12 protein-coding genes, 1 rRNA gene and 1 pseudogene are annotated in these 16,368 nt (G+C 67.4%); 10 read left to right on the top strand and 4 right to left on the bottom strand.

Annotated elements, in window-relative coordinates:
* Positions 1-3 precede the first annotated feature (3 nt).
* A pseudogene (locus tag OH807_RS21970) lies at positions 4-150 on the bottom strand (IS5/IS1182 family transposase); the annotation flags it as partial.
* Positions 151-169: 19 nt separating this feature from the next.
* Here OH807_RS21970 and OH807_RS21975 point away from each other — a divergent pair.
* The 5 genes from OH807_RS21975 to OH807_RS21995 all read left to right on the top strand — a co-directional run bounded on the left by OH807_RS21975 (position 170) and on the right by OH807_RS21995 (position 4,426).
* The gene (locus tag OH807_RS21975) at positions 170-418 is read left to right on the top strand and encodes a hypothetical protein (RefSeq protein ID WP_406201519.1); all 249 of its coding nucleotides are present in this window, start codon (positions 170-172) and stop codon (positions 416-418) included.
* A gap of 142 nt (positions 419-560) precedes the next feature.
* Positions 561-677, top strand: a 5S ribosomal RNA gene (gene rrf, locus OH807_RS21980).
* A 253-nt stretch (positions 678-930) separates the two neighbouring features.
* Complete coding sequence (locus OH807_RS21985; RefSeq protein ID WP_406201522.1) at positions 931-1,644, top strand: IclR family transcriptional regulator; 714 nt, start codon at positions 931-933, stop codon at positions 1,642-1,644.
* 233 nt (positions 1,645-1,877) lie between these two features.
* Entirely contained in the window at positions 1,878-3,428 is a 1,551-nt protein-coding gene (locus OH807_RS21990; protein ID WP_406201525.1) for an Eco57I restriction-modification methylase domain-containing protein, read from the top strand.
* Positions 3,425-4,426, top strand: coding sequence for a BsuBI/PstI family type II restriction endonuclease (locus OH807_RS21995; protein ID WP_406201527.1), 1,002 nt, complete (start codon positions 3,425-3,427; stop codon positions 4,424-4,426). Before OH807_RS21990 ends, OH807_RS21995 begins: the two co-directional genes overlap by 4 nt.
* Positions 4,427-4,804: 378 nt before the next feature.
* On the opposite strand, the gene OH807_RS22000 is transcribed toward OH807_RS21995, so the two are convergent.
* Positions 4,805-4,918 carry a restriction endonuclease gene (locus OH807_RS22000; RefSeq protein ID WP_406211111.1) on the bottom strand — a complete coding sequence of 38 codons (114 nt, stop codon included), beginning with the start codon at positions 4,916-4,918 and terminating at the stop codon, positions 4,805-4,807.
* A gap of 673 nt (positions 4,919-5,591) precedes the next feature.
* Here OH807_RS22000 and OH807_RS22005 point away from each other — a divergent pair.
* The 5 genes from OH807_RS22005 (at position 5,592) to OH807_RS22025 (ending at position 11,514) form a co-directional block, all read left to right on the top strand.
* Positions 5,592-7,634, top strand: coding sequence for an ATP-binding protein (locus OH807_RS22005; protein WP_406201530.1), 2,043 nt, complete (start codon positions 5,592-5,594; stop codon positions 7,632-7,634).
* 504 nt (positions 7,635-8,138) lie between these two features.
* Positions 8,139-8,864 carry a TetR-like C-terminal domain-containing protein gene (locus OH807_RS22010; RefSeq protein ID WP_406201533.1) on the top strand — a complete coding sequence of 242 codons (726 nt, stop codon included), beginning with the start codon at positions 8,139-8,141 and terminating at the stop codon, positions 8,862-8,864.
* A gap of 40 nt (positions 8,865-8,904) precedes the next feature.
* Positions 8,905-10,059: an MAB_1171c family putative transporter gene (locus tag OH807_RS22015; protein ID WP_406201536.1), complete on the top strand. Its 1,155-nt coding sequence runs from the start codon at positions 8,905-8,907 to the stop codon at positions 10,057-10,059.
* 448 nt (positions 10,060-10,507) lie between these two features.
* The gene (locus tag OH807_RS22020; RefSeq protein ID WP_406201539.1) at positions 10,508-10,957 is read left to right on the top strand and encodes a helix-turn-helix domain-containing protein; all 450 of its coding nucleotides are present in this window, start codon (positions 10,508-10,510) and stop codon (positions 10,955-10,957) included.
* Positions 10,954-11,514 carry a toxin gene (locus tag OH807_RS22025; protein ID WP_406201541.1) on the top strand — a complete coding sequence of 187 codons (561 nt, stop codon included), beginning with the start codon at positions 10,954-10,956 and terminating at the stop codon, positions 11,512-11,514. Before OH807_RS22020 ends, OH807_RS22025 begins: the two co-directional genes overlap by 4 nt.
* 42 nt (positions 11,515-11,556) lie before the next feature.
* Here the strand turns inward: OH807_RS22025 and OH807_RS22030 are convergent, their stop codons facing one another.
* Positions 11,557-15,249 carry an aminotransferase class I/II-fold pyridoxal phosphate-dependent enzyme gene (locus OH807_RS22030; protein ID WP_406211113.1) on the bottom strand — a complete coding sequence of 1,231 codons (3,693 nt, stop codon included), beginning with the start codon at positions 15,247-15,249 and terminating at the stop codon, positions 11,557-11,559.
* Between the two features lie 86 nt (positions 15,250-15,335).
* Positions 15,336-16,277: an NAD-dependent epimerase/dehydratase family protein gene (locus OH807_RS22035; protein ID WP_406201544.1), complete on the bottom strand. Its 942-nt coding sequence runs from the start codon at positions 16,275-16,277 to the stop codon at positions 15,336-15,338.
* Between the last annotated feature and the right edge of the window lie 91 nt (positions 16,278-16,368).

Below are 16,368 nucleotides of genomic sequence, written 5' to 3' on the forward strand. Positions count from 1 at the left end.
TCGGACCGGGATCAGTCCGTGCTGGTCGTGGACGTTGCCCGCGAGGATGCCGATGACGAGGGGTAGCCCGCCGCGGCTGGACAGGACGTGAACCTTGGCGCCGGGCTTGCCGCGGTCGACGGGGCTGGGGCCGGTGTGTGGTCCCCCCTTCATCGGTCACCTCCTCGTCGTGGACTGGGCACCCCACCCGGTCGAGGAGGACAAGCTTCTCTTCGTCTTCGACGGGGGGTTCCTGTTCCCTGGCGAGCGCGCTCAGATCAACCCGGACGGAGTGGAGATCGGCGAGTACGCCTCCCACGCCGTCGACCAGATCGACACGCTCCTCATCCCTCACCTGGCCAGACGAGTCCACGCCGCTCTCGACACAGGATCCCGTTTGGAGACCACGGACCTGAAACACGGCACGGCTTGGCTCTGACATCGGCCGGGCCGATCCAGCCGCAGCTCACTGCGCGCGGGAAGTGACTTGCCAGGTGAACAGGGGCGTTTCTCATGGCTACAGGGCTCATGTAAGATCTGGTTCAGGCAAGGCGAAGGCATGTATTCGCCAGCCAAAGCATTTCGGTGGTCACAGCGAGAGGGAAACGCCCGGCTACATTCCGAACCCGGAAGCTAAGCCTTTCAGCGCCGATGGTACTGCAGGGGGGACCCTGTGGGAGAGTAGGACGCCGCCGATTTTCTCTTCTTATCCCCCGTTGCATCTCGCTTCAGAGATCGCAGCGGGGGATATTTTTTTGCTGGCACGTGCCATGGCCGGTTGAACTGCTGGCCCACCGTCAGATTCGGCCGCAATCTCCGAGTCTCTGCTCAGCCGACTGTCCAATATATGAGATTCTGAGTTGCGTGCAGGCCCGCGACGAGAGGGTCCAGGGTGGCAAGTCTCGGACGATTGGACTTGCGTCTCGCTAAATGAGACTGCAATATCATGGTATGGACAACTCTAGCGGCGTCGGCGTTCTCGACAAGGCCGCTCTGGTGCTGAGCGCACTGGAGTCGGGCCCCGCCACGTTGGCGGGGCTGGTCGCCGCCACCGGTCTGGCGCGGCCCACGGCCCACCGACTCGCCGTCGCACTCGAACACCACCGACTGGTCACCAGGGACATGCAGGGCCGGTTCATCCTCGGCCCCCGTCTCTCCGAACTCTCCGCCGCGGCGGGCGAGGACCGGCTGCTCGCCACCGCGGGCCCGGTCCTGACCCACCTGCGCGACGTCACCGGCGAGAGCGCGCAGCTCTACCGCCGGCAGGGCGAGATGCGGATCTGCGTAGCCGCCGCCGAGCGGCTCTCCGGCCTGCGGGACACCGTCCCGGTCGGCAGCACCCTGCCGATGAAGGCCGGCTCCGCCGCCCAGGTCCTGCTGGCCTGGGAGGAGCCCGAGCGGCTCCACCGGGGCCTCCAGGGCGCCCGCTTCACCGCGACCGCCCTGAGCGGCGTGCGGCGCCGCGGCTGGGCCCAGTCGATCGGCGAGCGGGAGCCGGGCGTGGCGTCCGTCTCCGCGCCCGTGCGCGGCCCCTCCAACCGCGTGGTGGCCGCCGTCTCCGTCTCCGGCCCGATCGAGCGGCTGACCCGCCACCCGGGCCGCATGCACGCCCAGGCCATCATCGAATCCGCCAACCGCCTGACCGAGGCGCTCCGCCGCAGCTGACGGACTCGGTGGCAGGGGCCGCGCTTGAGGTGGGAACAAGCCCTCTCGAGCGCGGCCCTACGCGCCTTCTGGGAGTAGTCGGCGGGTGACTTTGGGCACCGCCATCATCGACGCACTGAGGGGCCTGAACCGCACGGGTAGCCCCGCCTGCTGTGAGGTGCGCAACCCGAATTCCGCTCGTACGAGTGACGGTTTTCTGGATGGTACCCACCCCCAGTGCGTAGGCTGCATGCATGGCAACACAGGTAGCAGACGGCGTGCACCCCCTCGTTCAGCGAACCGAGGAGCGTCGGCAGTCGGCCTCCGCGGCGTTGGACAGCAAACAGCGCAGTAAGTTGGGCCAGTTCTTCACACCTGCACCCGTTGCTGACTTCATCGCCTCCTTGGTTCGGCTTCCTGCTGGCGGCACTATCCGAATGCTGGACCCGGGGGCCGGCGCGGGGTCGCTTACCGCATCAGTCGTGGCGCGATGTATCCAAGAGCGCCCAGACCTGGCACTGTCCCTTGTCGCATGTGAAGTGGATCCTGGGATGCACGGAGCCCTACGCACGACGCTTGAGGACTGCGTCAAGGCAGGTGATGACGCGGGTGTTCGCGTCGAATTCGAGCTTGTCGGCGGTGACTTCATTGAGTGGGCGACTACTGAGAACACACTCCTTGGGGCCCCTATGGAGAAGTTCGACGTAGTCATCATGAACCCACCGTATCGAAAGCTGGCGCGTAGCTCTCGTGAGCGCCAATCAGTAGATGCGGCAGCGACCGAGACGTCGAACCTTTACTCGGCGTTCCTTGCGCTCGGAGTGACACTCTTGGTGCCCGGCGGCCATCTTGCGGCCATCACCCCGAGAAGCTTTGCAAATGGGGCCTATTTCCGCAATTTCCGTAAATTTTTCCTCGGGAATATGCATCTCGACAGGATTCATGTATTTGAGTCGCGCCGAACTGTGTTCGCAGACACTGATGTACTGCAAGAGAACGTCATCTTCACCGCTGCCAGGAAGATTAGTGAAGCCCGTCCGCCCGTCACGGTCTCCACGAGCGCCGGCTACACTGACCCGCTGAGAGAGCGTGTAGTGGCGTACGAGGAGATTGTCCATCCCGGAGACGCAGAATTCTTCATTCATATCAGTGCGGAGGATTCTGACACCGAGCTGGCGAGTGCGCTCGCGGCCCTTCCGGCCAGCCTGCCCGAAAATTCTTTGCAGGTCTCGACCGGTCGCGTTGTCGACTTCAGGAGCAAGGAAGCCCTCCGTCAGGACCCGGAGAATGGCGCCGTTCCGTTGATCTACCCGCTGCATATGCGGGAGGGGCGCATCACATGGCCGGTTCAGGGCGCCAAAAAGTGTAACGCCATGATGCTCGATGATTCCACGCAGAAAATGACGTTCCCCCCCGGGTACTACGTAGTGGTGAAAAGGCTCTCATCGAAGGAAGAGAAGCGAAGGGTCGTCGCCTCCGTCTACGATCCCGCGTGCAGCCCTGACACTCGAATCGGCTTTGAGAATCATGTCAATGTATTTCATGAGAGCGGCGAAGGTCTGACTGCGGAACTTGCCCACGGCCTTTGCCTATGGCTGAACTCCACTCTCCTGGATCAGCTTGTTCGGCGATTCAATGGGCACACGCAGATCAACGTGACCGATCTGCGTAACCTGCGGTATCCGAATCGCGAACAGCTCCTGGCTCTCGGCCAGGAGTGGGGCAACGCGCCCTTGCCAGAACAGGAAATGATCGACAAGATCGTCGAGAAGCACGTCCGGAATCCAGCGATCGGAGCACAGTGAGTCAGCAGTTGTCCATGGGTGGGGGTGGCTCTCCAATTGCCGCACGAATCGAGGAAGCGCGCAACATTTTGCGTGCGCTGAATTTTGACTCAGAGCGCTGCAATGAACGCTCTGCACTTGTGCTGCTGGCGCTGCTCGATCTGTCGCCGGGCCAGGTGTGGGGGGAAGCGCAAAATCCGATGGTCCGTACCGTTTCCTTGATGCAGTGGCTACGCGACGAGTACGACAAGGATTACAAGGCCAATAGTCGCGAAACGATTCGGCGATTTACTCTCCACCAGTTCATTGAGGCCGGCCTGGTGGTGGCCAATCCCGACGATCCTGAGAGGGCAGTGAACTCCCCGAAGAACTGTTACCAGATCGAACCGGCTGCGCTCGAGTTGATCTCCTCCTACGAGCAGGGCGGATTTCCTGAGCGGCTGAAGGAGTATCTGGAGAAGCTCCCAGGGCTGAAATCTATTTACGCCAGTGCGCGCGAGCTTTCGCGAATCCCCGTGACACTGCCGAATGGTGATCCTATCCTTCTCAGTCCTGGCGGGCAGAATATCCTCATCAAACAAATAATCGATGAGTTCTGTTCGCGCTATACGCCGGGCGGGCAGGTGCTCTACGTCGGCGACGCTGACGACAAGTGGAGCTACTTTGAGAAGGAAATTCTCGCCGAACTCGGCGTGACCGTCGATGCGCACGGAAAGATGCCCGACCTTGTGGTTTACCTCCCGGACAGAAAATGGCTGGTCCTTATCGAGGCGGCATCCAGCCATGGGCCGGTCGATTCAAAACGTCACGCGGAGCTGAAGGCTCTATTTGCCGGCGCTGAATCAAAGGGAGTGGGTCCAGTCTTCATCTCGGCCTTCCCTACAAAGACCGAGCTTCGAAAGTACCTGGGGTCTATCGCCTGGGAAACTGATGTCTGGTGTGCCGATAACCAGGACCACTTGATCCACTTCAATGGGGAGCGATTCCTGGGACCGTATGGAGCTCCCGGGGCGTCCTAGGTCGAGCGCCAGAACGTCAAGGTGTGAAGTAATCACAGCACCTCCTAGCTGCTGACCACGAGATATGTCCGTCAGCAGCGAGGAGAAGCGTATGGCTTCAGGTAAAGGCGTTCCAGCCCAGTGAGATTAGTCGTTGGAGTTCCACTGCCGTCAACCAATGGGTTCCATTGGCGTCTTGAATCGGTACACGAACGGCATTGGATGATTGCCGACTTCAAAGTGAGAATAGCTCATCGGAGTCCATTTGCTGTGGGATGCAGATCGAGGTGATGCCAAAGCCATCGCTGGTTGAAACCTATTCGATCTCGAGGCCGCGAACGTATGGGGTGACCCATTGGCGTACTATCTGTCGATAGCGAACGCTCGGCCGTCCTGCAGTTACCCGAGCACGTCGGCCCTGTTCTCGCCGGCCCCGCCTGCTCGCCGGACTTTGGAGCACCCATCGCGGCGGCACAGGTCGGCGACCAGTTCCTCGAACTCGGTGCCGGTCATCTTGTCCGCGTCGGCGAGCGTCCGGTGACCGGCCCGGACCAGCTCGTCTTCTCGCCAACCCCGATCACCGCTGCGGAGCAGGCGGTCAGTACGCCACAGCCACCACGCGAGCACAACAACGACACCGAGCCCGGCCGCAGCGACCAGGTATGGCTAGATCAGCGACCAAAGTGCCACGCGGAGCAGCAGCGAACCGCCGGCCAAGACGGCCTTCACCAGGCTCCTGCGCCTGCGCGGGGATGAGCGGCGTCCGCCTTGCTTCACCGGCCCCTTCCGTAGCTCGTGCCAACAGTGTTGAGCAGTATGACGGTCCGTGGGAAGGCTGTCCCTTGGGCAGGCATCGGGTGCTCGCGCGCGCTTCGCCCGCGTCGAATTCCCGCCAGCCGCATGAGTCACGGCCCGCATTGCCGTCGCAGGCGGGTTCTTTGGCTCGTGAGGGCTGGCGCGCATCCGGCGTGTCAGCCTGGCCATTGGTCTGTTCGCCCTTGGCCCGCCGAAGGCTGGGTTACGGCAGACGTCAGGGGATCCTGATCGTAGGCGAGAATCAGCCAAATCTGCTGTCTTGCAGATGAGTTATCCAGAGGCAGGATACGCGGCTGTGTTGGCGCGGTTACGCTGTGATGCCTCCAGAGAGTCCATGGACGTGGGCGGATCTGACCCTTGAGGAGGACGCTTGAGCACTCATCTGCGCTTTGCCCCGGAGATCCTGATCCGCCTGGGTGAGGAGCTGATCCCGCACCCAGATCTCGGAGTGATCGAGCTGGTCCGCAACGCTTACGATGCGGATGCGAAACGATGCATTGTTAGGCTCCACAATGCTACTCAGCCTGGCGGCACTCTCGTCGTTGAGGATGATGGCGACGGAATGACGGCCGAGGATATTCGCGAGGGATTCCTCCTCATCGGGAAGTCGACCAAGCCCGGCTCTCCGGAGACTGGTTCCAACCGTCGCAGGATCGGCGAGAAGGGCCTCGGCCGGTTGGCCGCGTTGCGCCTGGGCCGTCGCGTTGAGCTCGTATCGCGTCCACGCGGTGAGCCTGGCGTGGAGCACACGCTGGTGATCGATTGGTCCGACTATGACTCGGTGCGGTCGGTCGAGGAAGTAGAGCTCACAGTGCTCAGTAAGCCAACACGACGACCACCCGGCACATCGGTGACTGTGCATCGACTGCGACAGAGCTTCGATAACGAGCAGATGGAGCGACTTGCTCGTGCCGTGCGACTGCTTACAGGGTTCTTCAATGATGAGGACACAGGTTTTACCGTATCGCTCATTGCTCCGCATTTCGATCGAGTCTCCGACGCGGTAAATCGGAGCTTCTTTGATGAATTTGAGTACAAGCTGGAAGCTCATATCGATGAGCAGGGATTTGCGAGTGCTGTTCTTTATGACTGGAGGGGCCAGGTAATTACGCGGGGGGAGCATATTGATGTGGCGCCCGAAAGTGCGGGAGGGCGACTTCAGTCGCCTTTGCGCTACCAGGCTCCGCCGGCTTCTTTTGAGCTGTGGATGTTCCTGCTAAATAAGCGCTCATTCGACCTGCGCGACTCGAGTCGCCGGTACACGGATTTGAGGCCCTGGCTTCGAGTGGTGGGTGGGGTCCATCTATTCCATCGCGGACTTCGTGTGCATCCATATGGAGATCCAGGATTTGATTGGCTGGATCTGAATCTCCTTCGGGCGCGCAGCCCGGAGTTGCGCCCTTCAACAAACACCAGTATCGGGCGGGTGGTGGTAGACGATTCGGATGGCCTGCTTGTACCCAAGACTGACCGAATGGGATTTCAAGAGAACGCAGCCTTCATTGAGCTTCGCCAATTTGCTCGGAGTGCAACGGACTGGGCAGCCAGGGAGCGGAAGAGGATCCGGGACGGCGAAGAGACTGGAAGGTATCCCTCGGTTCGGCAGCGAGAGCTGAAGCTCGATCGGGGGCATGGCGAAATCCCTGGGAAACCTATAGGGGGCGAGGAAGCCGCAGGAATGTTGCCGCTCGCGGATCTTCTGGCGCAGGTGTCGAAACCCGAAATCGAGCATGATGATCTGAGCCTGCCGACGGTACCGCGTGAGCGTCTGTTGTATCGCGCGTTGGCCACCGTTGGGATGCTGGCGACCGAGTTTGCACGTGAGTGGCCCGGCCATAGTAATGAATCTGATGGCCTTGTTGGATCGGCGGAATTTGCGGAACTTGCCGCGAATGCCACCCGATCCGATAAGCTTCAGGTTGAAGTCGCAGATCTTAATGAAGTAACCATCAATGCGCTGGGTACGCTACGCGCTCTTCTGGAGCGGCGAGGTGTCTCTATTGAAAAACATCTCTGGGGTGAGCCTGTGTATGTGGCCGGTTCAGTGTCAGACATGGAGGCGATTTTTTTCAATCTGACCGCAAGCTTAATGTCGGTCTTTCGGGCTGGAGGAATGTCAGGCGATCCGGCTATCTCGGTCCGTATCCGAGTCGACGGCGGTCGTGCTGTGATTGAGTTTTCGAATTCGATTCCAGGGATCGCTGATGTTGGCATCGTAGAAATACAGCTCGGCTCGACAAGTGAGGATTCTGGGCCTGTTGGGCATGGGTTGATGATCGTTAAGGATGCGGTCTCTGACATGTGCGGCATGAGACCCATGATTAGGGGCGACGGCTTTTCGGTCCACGCGACTGGGGAGTCGGGGGGTGTGTCCTTCCGTATCCGCTTGCCGCTCCGCGGGGTCTCCGCGTGAGCGATATATGAGCGGACGGTCAGACACCGTGGCTCGCACCCATGCTTGGCCACTGTCGAGTTCCCACGAGAGACCGCGTTGGGCTATGGTCGACGAGCCTTCGGCTCTACGAGCAACGGTCTCGACGTGAGAAGCCGAGTCGCGGCGCCGCGTCGCCTGTAGAACTGTCGGCAGAGGCTGGCCGGGAGAGTTGTTCAGTCCCGTGCCGGAATGGGCGGTGTACAAGGGGCAGCGGCGATCAGGGCGGTCACCTGGCGGGACCGGACATCCCGGTATCACTGCAGGTCAGAGATGCTTTCACGCTCGACGAGCCAAGGATTCCCAAGCTTATAGCGCGAGTTCGATTCTCGTCGCCCGCTCAGAGGGAAAGCCCCAGGTCAACGGCCTGGGGCTTTCTTGTTGTGCGGTGGCCGGGTGGTCGGGTGGCCGGGATCACAAGGGGTGGGCGGGGGGCTTTGGCGGAGACCCTTCAGGGCCCGGCGACCGGCCGGTACGGTTTGGCCCATGGATGTTTCCGGAGCAAGCGCCGCCGACCTGGACAGGCCGGCGGGGACCGTCAAGGCCATCGCACGCCAACTGCTCGTGAAACTGGGGGCCGGGGGGCTTTCCCTCGACGCCGTCGCGAGAGACGGTGGGCTGGCCGTCGGTGAGGTCGAAGCCGTCTTCCCGCACCGGGACGACCTGCTGACCGCCCTGGTCCTCGACGCGTACAACGAGTCCGGTGCCGCGATGGAGCGGGCCGATCTGGTCGCCCGGGAAGCCGGTGCGTCGCCGGGCGCGCGACTGCTGGCCGTCACCCGTGCGCTGCGGCAGTGGTCCTTCGACAACTCCGCCGAGTTCACGCTGATCTACGGTTCGCCGGTGCCCGGGTACCACGCGCCGCAGGTCACCGTGCCGGCCGCGTCGCGGACGCCCGCGGTGATGGCCGGCATCGTGCGCTCGGCGCTGGAGGCCGGCGAACTCGCGCCGCCCCGGCGGCCGTTGCCCGGCCCGTCCCTGCTGCTGCCGGAGGCCGTGCAGCTCTTCGGGGGTGCGCCGGGGGCTCCGTACTCCGACCTCATCGAGCGCGGCATCGTGCTCTGGAGCAACCTGGTCGGGCTCCTGGTGTTCCAGGTCTTCAGCCGTACCCACGACAGCGTCCGGGACGAGTCCGCGTTCTTCGACTTCGCCATCGCGGTGGCGGCCGAGGGCATCGGGCTCGACGTCCCGCTGGGCGAAACCACCGACTAGACCGTCCGCCGCAGTCGCGGCGCCGGCGGGGAATCAGGCCGTGAACACCACTAGAACTCTCTGTTTCGTCATCGCGGCACTCTCGTCGTACGCCGCACTCGTCTACCGGCTGAGCCAGTTCAGGCGCAGCCGGCGGGACACCGCCTACCGCACCCTGGTGATCACTCTGCTGTTCCAGTGCCTCACCTTCACCATGGGTGCCGTCGCCATGGGGAGCGGGAGCCTCCTGGGCGTCGGCAACCTGGCGATCCTGCTGATGCACCTGTCGGCGGTCGCCTTCTGCGTCTGCGCGCAGATCATCCTGCTGCACTGGGTGACCGCCGACGAGGAGGCGGCCCGTCGGACCCGCTACTGGGTGATCACCGGCGTCGCCCTGGATGCGCTGCTGGTGGTGCTCTTCCTCGTGGCCGACGGGACGACCCGGCCGGCCACGGACTTCAACACCGGGAGCGGGCAGCCGCTGGTGCTCACCTACCTCCTGGTGTTCATCGTCTCCCAGGCGGTGCCGAACGTCACCATCTTCCGCCAGTGCCGGCGTTACGCCGGGCTGACCGACAACCAGTCGGTCCGGCAGGCGCTGCAGACGCTGTCGCTCGCCGCGGTGATCCTGTTCCTGTACTGCCTGGGGCGGACGGTCAACATCCTCACCTCGGCGGCCGGGATCGACATCGGGGTCTGGCAGCTGGCGTCCAACGTGTTCAGCGCGCTGGGCATCGTGACGCTCTCGCTCGGCCTGACCATCTCCTCCTGGGGGGCCTCGGCCACCAGGCTGCTGGACTGGGCGCGCAGTTACCGCTCGTACCGGACGCTCTACCCGCTCTGGCGGGACCTCTACGAGTCCTCCCCGGACATCGCGCTGGAGCCGCCCGGGGCCTCCGTCTCCGACCTCGACTACCGCCTGCACCGGCGGGTCGTCGAAATACGAGACGGCTGGCGGGACTTGCGGCCCTACATCGACCGCACCGGCGGCGCTGCCGGCCCGGAGCACCGCGGGGCGAGCGAGGAGGCCCGGCAGGCGTTCGCCGAGGCCGCGCAGATCCGGCAGGCCCTGCGGGCGAAGACCGCGGGCACCATCCCCGACGACAACAAGGACGCCGGCGACTTCGACGACCGGGACACCGTCAACTTCAGCGCGGAGGTGGCCTGGCTCACCCAGGTCGCGTCGGCCTACAGTAGACTCCGCACCGCCAACTGAGTGAGCTCCCGCCCGGCCTGAACCCCCGTCAGACCGGGCGGGTTTCTCATTTCCCCCCGGTGTTTCCCCCGTTGGCCCGCCCGCGTTTCCCCCGTGGGCCGGCCCTTTCCCCCCTGACCTCCCCGCGTTTCCCCCGTGGGTCGGCCCGTTCTGTGGTGGGGCCCGTTCGCGCCGGACATCGGCGTTCCGGATCCCGGTGTGTCAGGTCCTGTCGGGCCCGGCGAGGTCGTCCCCCGCCGGGCCGCACCCGGGCCGACCCGTCCCCCGACGGTCGGCCCGGGCCGTCATGGCTGCAGCCAACTCGACTACCCCCGTAAGCAAAGTTAGCTGGCAGCTATTTGCAAGCTCCACGTTGGCGGAGTCTCGCTCGATTGTCAACTGGCAGCTAATCTGCGAAACTGACGGATAGCTGAGGGCAATAAGTAGGACGTGACGGGGGGAGAACGCCATGTCCGGGACCGACGACCGGCCGATGCTGGCGGTGCGTCTCGACGATCTCTTCAGAACGGTGCGTCCCAAGGGCCGGCACTGGACCAACGCCGAGGTGGCGGAGGAGCTGAAGCGGGCCAGCCCCGACCTCAAGGTCGGCGGCGTCTACCTCTCGCAGTTGCGGACGGGCAAGCGCTCCAACCCCTCGCCCGACCTCCTGGCCGCGCTGGCGAAGTTCTTCGGCGTCTCCGTCGCCTACTTCTTCGACGACCAGGTCGCCGAGTCGGTCCTGAGCCAGGTCGCCGCCATCGAGGCGCTGCGGTCGGCCGGGGTCCGCGGCATCGCGATGCGGGCGGCCGGGATGAAGAAGGAGAACCTCCAGGCCATCACGGCCATCATGGACCAGTACCGGCAGATGCAGGGCCTCCCTCCCGTCACCGATCCCTCGGACGCCCCGGGGTCGCAGTGAGGGGCAGCCGGAAGGCGTCCGCGGCGGACCAGGACCGCCGCGGCCAGCTCAAGCGGCTCCGGAAGGCCGGCGCCCAGCGGCTCGCCGAACTCGGACTGCCGGAGGTGGCCGACGTCGCCGAGCTCTGCCACTACCTCGGCGAGGTCCGCCGGCGCCCGATCACGCTCGTCCCGATGCAGATGCCCGCGTCGCACCCGTGCGGGATGTGGGTCGCCGCCCACGACGAGGACCTCATCTTCTACGACGCCAACACGACCAGCACGCATCAGGAGCACATCATCTTGCACGAGCTGGGTCACATCATCTGCTGCCACCGCGGGGCGGGTTGGCTGGACGAGGCGACGGCCGGCCTCCTCTTCCCCAACCTCGACCCCGACCTCGTGCGCGACATGCTCCTCCGTGCGACGTACGACGACGTCCAGGAACAGGAAGCGGAGATCATCGCCTACCTGCTCTCCCAGCGGGTGGGTGGACCCGGGGAGCGGCACGGCGCGGCTCCGGCCGCCGAGCCCGGTCGGGACGCGGTACTCAGCCGGATAGAACGCACCCTGATCTGAACACGTCCTGATTTGAACGCGTCCTGATCCGAACGGAGTTGCTCAGACGCGGACGGCCGTCACCTCCTCGGCCAGGACGGACACGGCCCGTCGGATGTCCTCCTCGCGGTGTTCGGCGGTGACGAAGAAGCGCAACCGGGAGAGCCCCTCCTCCACCGCGGGGTGGAAGATCGGATCGGCGATCACGCCCCGGGCGAAGAGCCGGTCCGCGACGTGCAGGGTCTGCGCCGAGTCACCGAGGATGCACGGCACGATCGGGGTGCCGCTGCTGGAGCCCGTCGCCAGCCCGGCCGAGGAGGCCAGGCCGAGGAAGAGCTCGGCGTTCCGGCGCAGGGCGCGCACCCGGTGGGGCTCCGCGACGATCAGCTCGGTGGCGGCCAGTGCCGCGGCCGCGTTGGCCGGGGTGAGGCCGACGCTGTAGACGAAGCCCGGCAGCGTGTGCCGCAGCCACCGCACCATCCGGGCGGAGCCGCCGAGGTAGCCACCGCAGCTGGCGAACGCCTTGGAGAGCGTCCCCATCCAGAGGTCGACGTCGGCCCGGTCGGCGCCGAAGAACTCGCCGACGCCCCGGCCGAGTTCGCCGACGGTACCGATGCTGTGCGCCTCGTCGACCAGCAGCAGGGCACCGTATCGTTTCTTCAGCTCGATCACGGCGGGCAGGTCCACGAGGTCGCCGTCCATGCTGTAGGCGCCCTCGACGGCGATCAGCACCCGCCGGAACCGCGACCGGTTGAGCCGGAGCAGGTGCTCCAGCTGCCCGACGTCGTTGTGGGCGAACGGGCGCCGCGCGGCCCCGGACAGGGCGCAGCCCTGCAGGATGCTGTCGTGGGCGAGTGCGTCGTGCAGCACGAGGTCCCCCGCGCCGACGAGATGACCGATCGCGGTGACGTTGGTGGCGTGGCCGCTCACCAGCGTCAGGCAGTCCGGCACGCCGAGGAAGCCGGCGAGCGCCCGCTCCAGCCGCACCGTCAGGTCCCGTTCGCCGGAGAGCACCCGGCTGGCCGAGACCGACGTCCCGTACCGGTCCACCGCCTCGTGCACGGCCCGGTTGACCACCGGATGGCCGGAGAGCCCCAGGTAGTTGTAGCTGCCGAAGGACAGGTACGGCCGGCCGCCGATCTCGGTGGTGTCGCGGATGGTGCCCTGGTGGACGCGGAAGTACGGGAACTCCGCGCCGCTCGCGGTGATCGCGCCGAGGCGCTCCTCGAACTGCCGCAGCTCGGGGAAGTCGTCGACGGAGCTGGTCGCCCGGGACCAGCCGGCGCCGCGCTGCCGGGGCAGCAGATCGGGGGGCGACGGGGCGCCGGGTATGAACGCGCCGGGCGAGGGGGCACCGGGCACGAACGCGCCGGGCACGAACGCGCCGGGCACGAACGCGCCGGGCACAGGACCGCCGGGCGCGGGGTCGTGGGCCGGGAGAGCGCGGGGCGCGGACGCGCCGGGGAGGTGCGGGGCGAGCAGGTCGGTCAGCCCGCCGACGGTGAGGCCGGGCTCGTGGATCTCCTCCGCGCGGAAGCCGGCCACCCGTCTGCCGAGGTTGGTCTCCAGCTCGTGCAGCATCAGTGAGTCGAAGCCGAGATCGGCCACCAGGGTCATCCGCTCGTTCAGGTCGGAGAGGGGGAAGACGCCGGTCCGGGACACCTCTTCGAGTACGAGGGACACGGCCGTACCGGTACGGGCCACCGGCGGGGCCGGAGCCACCGCAGGCGTCGCGCCGACGGCGGCCCGGTCGGGGGCGCCCGTCGGGTCCGGCCCGTCCGCCACGGGCCTGTCCTCCACGGGTTCGTCCGCCACGGGCCTGTCCTCCATGGGTTCGTCCGCCACGGGCCTGTCCTCCATGGGTTCGTCCGCCACGGCCCGTTCCGACTCCGTCACCACCCAGTGGTGGCGCGGGGCGAGCGGGCTCGGCGGGAGGGTGGCGGGGGGCCGCCGCGCCGTCACCGGACGGAGCCCGGTACCGGTCACTGCGCGCTCCGCGAGCCCGGCCAGTGCGGCGGCGCGGGCCTCGGGGGTCAGCGCACCCGGCGCCGGGACGGCCACCTCCGGCAGCGGGCCGCCGGTCACCGTGCCGACGTGTTGTCCCGGCCCGAACGCGCCGGTCCGGCCCGCGGCCACGGCCTCGGCGGCCGCGCCGAGCCGGACGGCGGCGTCGGCGGTGTCCCGCACGACCAGGGCGAGGCGCTCCGCGAGCGGGGTGCGGCGGGCCAGCGTGTCCGCCACGGTGGCCAGGGAGGGCCGGTCGGTGGTGAGGACGTGCGCGAGTTCGCGGGCGTGGCGGGCCAGCCCGTCCCGGTCGCGGGCGGTGAGCACCAGGAGCTGCGACTCCCCGTCCGACGCCGCCCCGTCCGACACCACCCCGCCCTGGGCCGACCCGTCCCGTCCCGCGGACGCGGTGGCGGCGGCGGCCGTGGTGGCGCACTCCTCCAGCACCAGGTGCACGCCGGTGCCGCCGAAGCCGAAGGCGCTCACGCCCGCCCGGCGCGGCTGCCCGGCCCCGGACCAGTCGGTCGGAGCGGTCGGGACGCTCAGCCCGGCGGCGTCCAGCCCGGAACGGTCGGCCAGGTCGAAGCCGGGCTGCGGCGGGACGACCCCGCGGTGGACGGCCAGCACGGTCTTGATCAGCCCGGCGATCCCGGCGGCGTTCAGCGAGTGCCCGAGCACGGCCTTCACCGCGCCCAGGTGGGCGGGCGCGGCGCCGGGCCCGCGCAGTTCGCGCAGCACCTCGATCTCGACCGGGTCGCCGACGGAGGTCCCGGTGCCGTGCGCCTCCAGGTAGCCCACCGAGTCGGGGGCGAGGCCCGCGTCCCGGTAGGCCCGGCGCAGGGCGCGGAGCTGGCCGGCCGCCTGCGGGTGCATACCGCCCTGGACGGTGCCGTCGTTGGCCGTGCCGATGCCGCGGACCACCGCGTAGACCCGGTCGCCCGCCGCCAGCGCGTCGGCCAGCGGGCGCAGCACCAGGACCCCGGCGCCCTCGCCGAGGACGAAGCCGTCGGCCTGCGCGCCGAACGGCAGGCACCGGCCGCTGCGCGAGACGGCGCCGATCCGGCAGAGTCCGACCAGCAGGTCGGGGGTGAGCATCAGCTGGGCGCCACCGGCCAGGGCGATCCGGGACCGGCCCGCCCGCAGGGCGAACACCGCGTTGGCCACGGCCATCAGGCCGCCGGAGCAGGCGGAGTCCAGCGCGTAGCTCTCGCCGTGCAGGTCGAAGACCGAACTGATGGTGTTCGGGCCCATGTTGAGCAGGAGGCCGGCCACCGACGAGCCGTGCAGCCCGTCGACCGCGCGGACGCTCTCCCGCCAGGCCGGGTCGGCCGCCCGCGCCCCGAACTCGCCGCCGGCCAGCTGGCGCATCCGGATCTGCATCGCGCTGATGTCGCGGTAGCCGCTCTCGGTGAGCGAGGTGATCACGGAGGTCTCCTCGCGGTCGAAGCCCTCGGCCTCCCAGCCCGCGTCCTGGATCGCCTCGCGGGCGAGGTCGATCAGCAGCCGGTGCTGCGGGTCCATCGACCGGGCCCGCCGGGGCGGGATGCCGTAGTGCGTCGCGTCGAAGTGGCCCACGTCCGGCAGCAGGGCCATGGTGTCGGTGTAGGCGGAGGCCGCGTCGCGGAAGTTGTCGCTGAGGAAGGCGGCGGAGCGCCACCGGGTGTCCGGGACGCTGGTGAACTGCGGGCTCGGGTCGGTGAGCAGCTGCCAGTACTGGTTGACGTTGCGCGCGCCCGGGAACCGGCAGGACATGCCGACGATCGCGACGTCGTCGTCGCGCGGGGCCGGGCCCGCCCCTGGCGCCCGGGCGATCCCGGCGGCCGCGGGCGTCACCGGCGTCATCGGGTGGCGGCCGGACGCTCGCGCCACCAGGCCACCGTCGCCCCGACCTGCTCGGCGACGGGGGTGGCCCGGGTGCTGAACTCGCCCTCCCAGGCGGTGGAGTCGACGACGAAGGGCCGGTCGAACTGGTAGCGGACCTCCTTCAGTTCGCGGAGCAGCGGTGAGAAGAGCGCCGCGACGCCGAGGACGGCCGGCGGCAGCCTGCGGACGGCGACCGGGCCGGTGCCGGCCTCGGCGGCCAGCAGGCCGACCATCTCCCGGGTGGACAGCGGGGGCGCGGTCGGGACGTGCCAGGCCCGTCCCCAGGCCCGTTCCTCGCCCGCGGCCTCGGCCAGGGCGGCGGCGACGTCGGGCAGGTACGTCCAGCTGTGCGGGGTGTCCGGATCGCCGAGGGTGGAGACCGGCTTGCCGCGCAGCAGTGCGGGCACCGCCCGGGCCGCGAGGTGCCCCCCATCGGTCACGCCGGGCCCGAAGAAGTCGGAGGCCCGGACCTCGACGGCCCTGATCCGGCCCTGGTCGTGCAGCGCCTTCGCCTGCTCCCAGACGGCGGCGCGCACCCGGCCCTTGGGGCCGGTCGCGGCGAGCGGCAGCTGCTCGGTCAGCGGGCCGTCCACCGGGCCGTAGCCGTAGAGGTTGCCCAGCATGACCAGGACGGCCCCGTTCGCCTCGGCCGCGGCACAGAGCGAGGAGGCCAGTGGCGGCCAGGCCTGTGGCCAGCGGTGGTAGGGCGGTGCGGCGCAGCTGTGGATGGCGGTCGCGCCCTGCGTCGCCCCGATCAGCTGCGCGCTGTCCGCCGCGTCCAGCGCGATGTGTTCGATCCCCGGTTCCGGGGTGCGGCCCGAGGTGGTGACGACCCTGACCTGGTGGCCCTGTGCGGCCAGCAGCCGGGCGGTGGCCGCTCCGGCGGGCCCGAATCCTATGACGACATGAAGGTTCACGTCGGCACAGTAACCCGGGGTTGTACGGCTCTTGTTCCAGCCGTGTCGGGGGTCTGCCACCGCGTCGGCGGGCACCCGGGAGGTGGCCCGG

The organism is Kitasatospora sp. NBC_01560, assembly GCF_045208415.1.
Taxonomy (GTDB): Bacteria; Actinomycetota; Actinomycetes; order Streptomycetales; family Streptomycetaceae; genus Kitasatospora.

Coding starts and splice junctions, on each gene's coding strand:
- OH807_RS21985 (WP_406201522.1), top strand. CDS start 931: ATGGACAACTCTAGCGGCGTCGGCGTTCTCGACAAGGCCGCTCTGGTG.
- OH807_RS21990 (WP_406201525.1), top strand. CDS start 1,878: ATGGCAACACAGGTAGCAGACGGCGTGCACCCCCTCGTTCAGCGAACC.
- OH807_RS22000 (WP_406211111.1), bottom strand. CDS start 4,918: ATGACCGGCACCGAGTTCGAGGAACTGGTCGCCGACCTGTGCCGCCGC.
- OH807_RS22010 (WP_406201533.1), top strand. CDS start 8,139: ATGGATGTTTCCGGAGCAAGCGCCGCCGACCTGGACAGGCCGGCGGGG.
- OH807_RS22020 (WP_406201539.1), top strand. CDS start 10,508: ATGTCCGGGACCGACGACCGGCCGATGCTGGCGGTGCGTCTCGACGAT.
- OH807_RS22030 (WP_406211113.1), bottom strand. CDS start 15,249: ATGTCCTGCCGGTTCCCGGGCGCGCGCAACGTCAACCAGTACTGGCAG.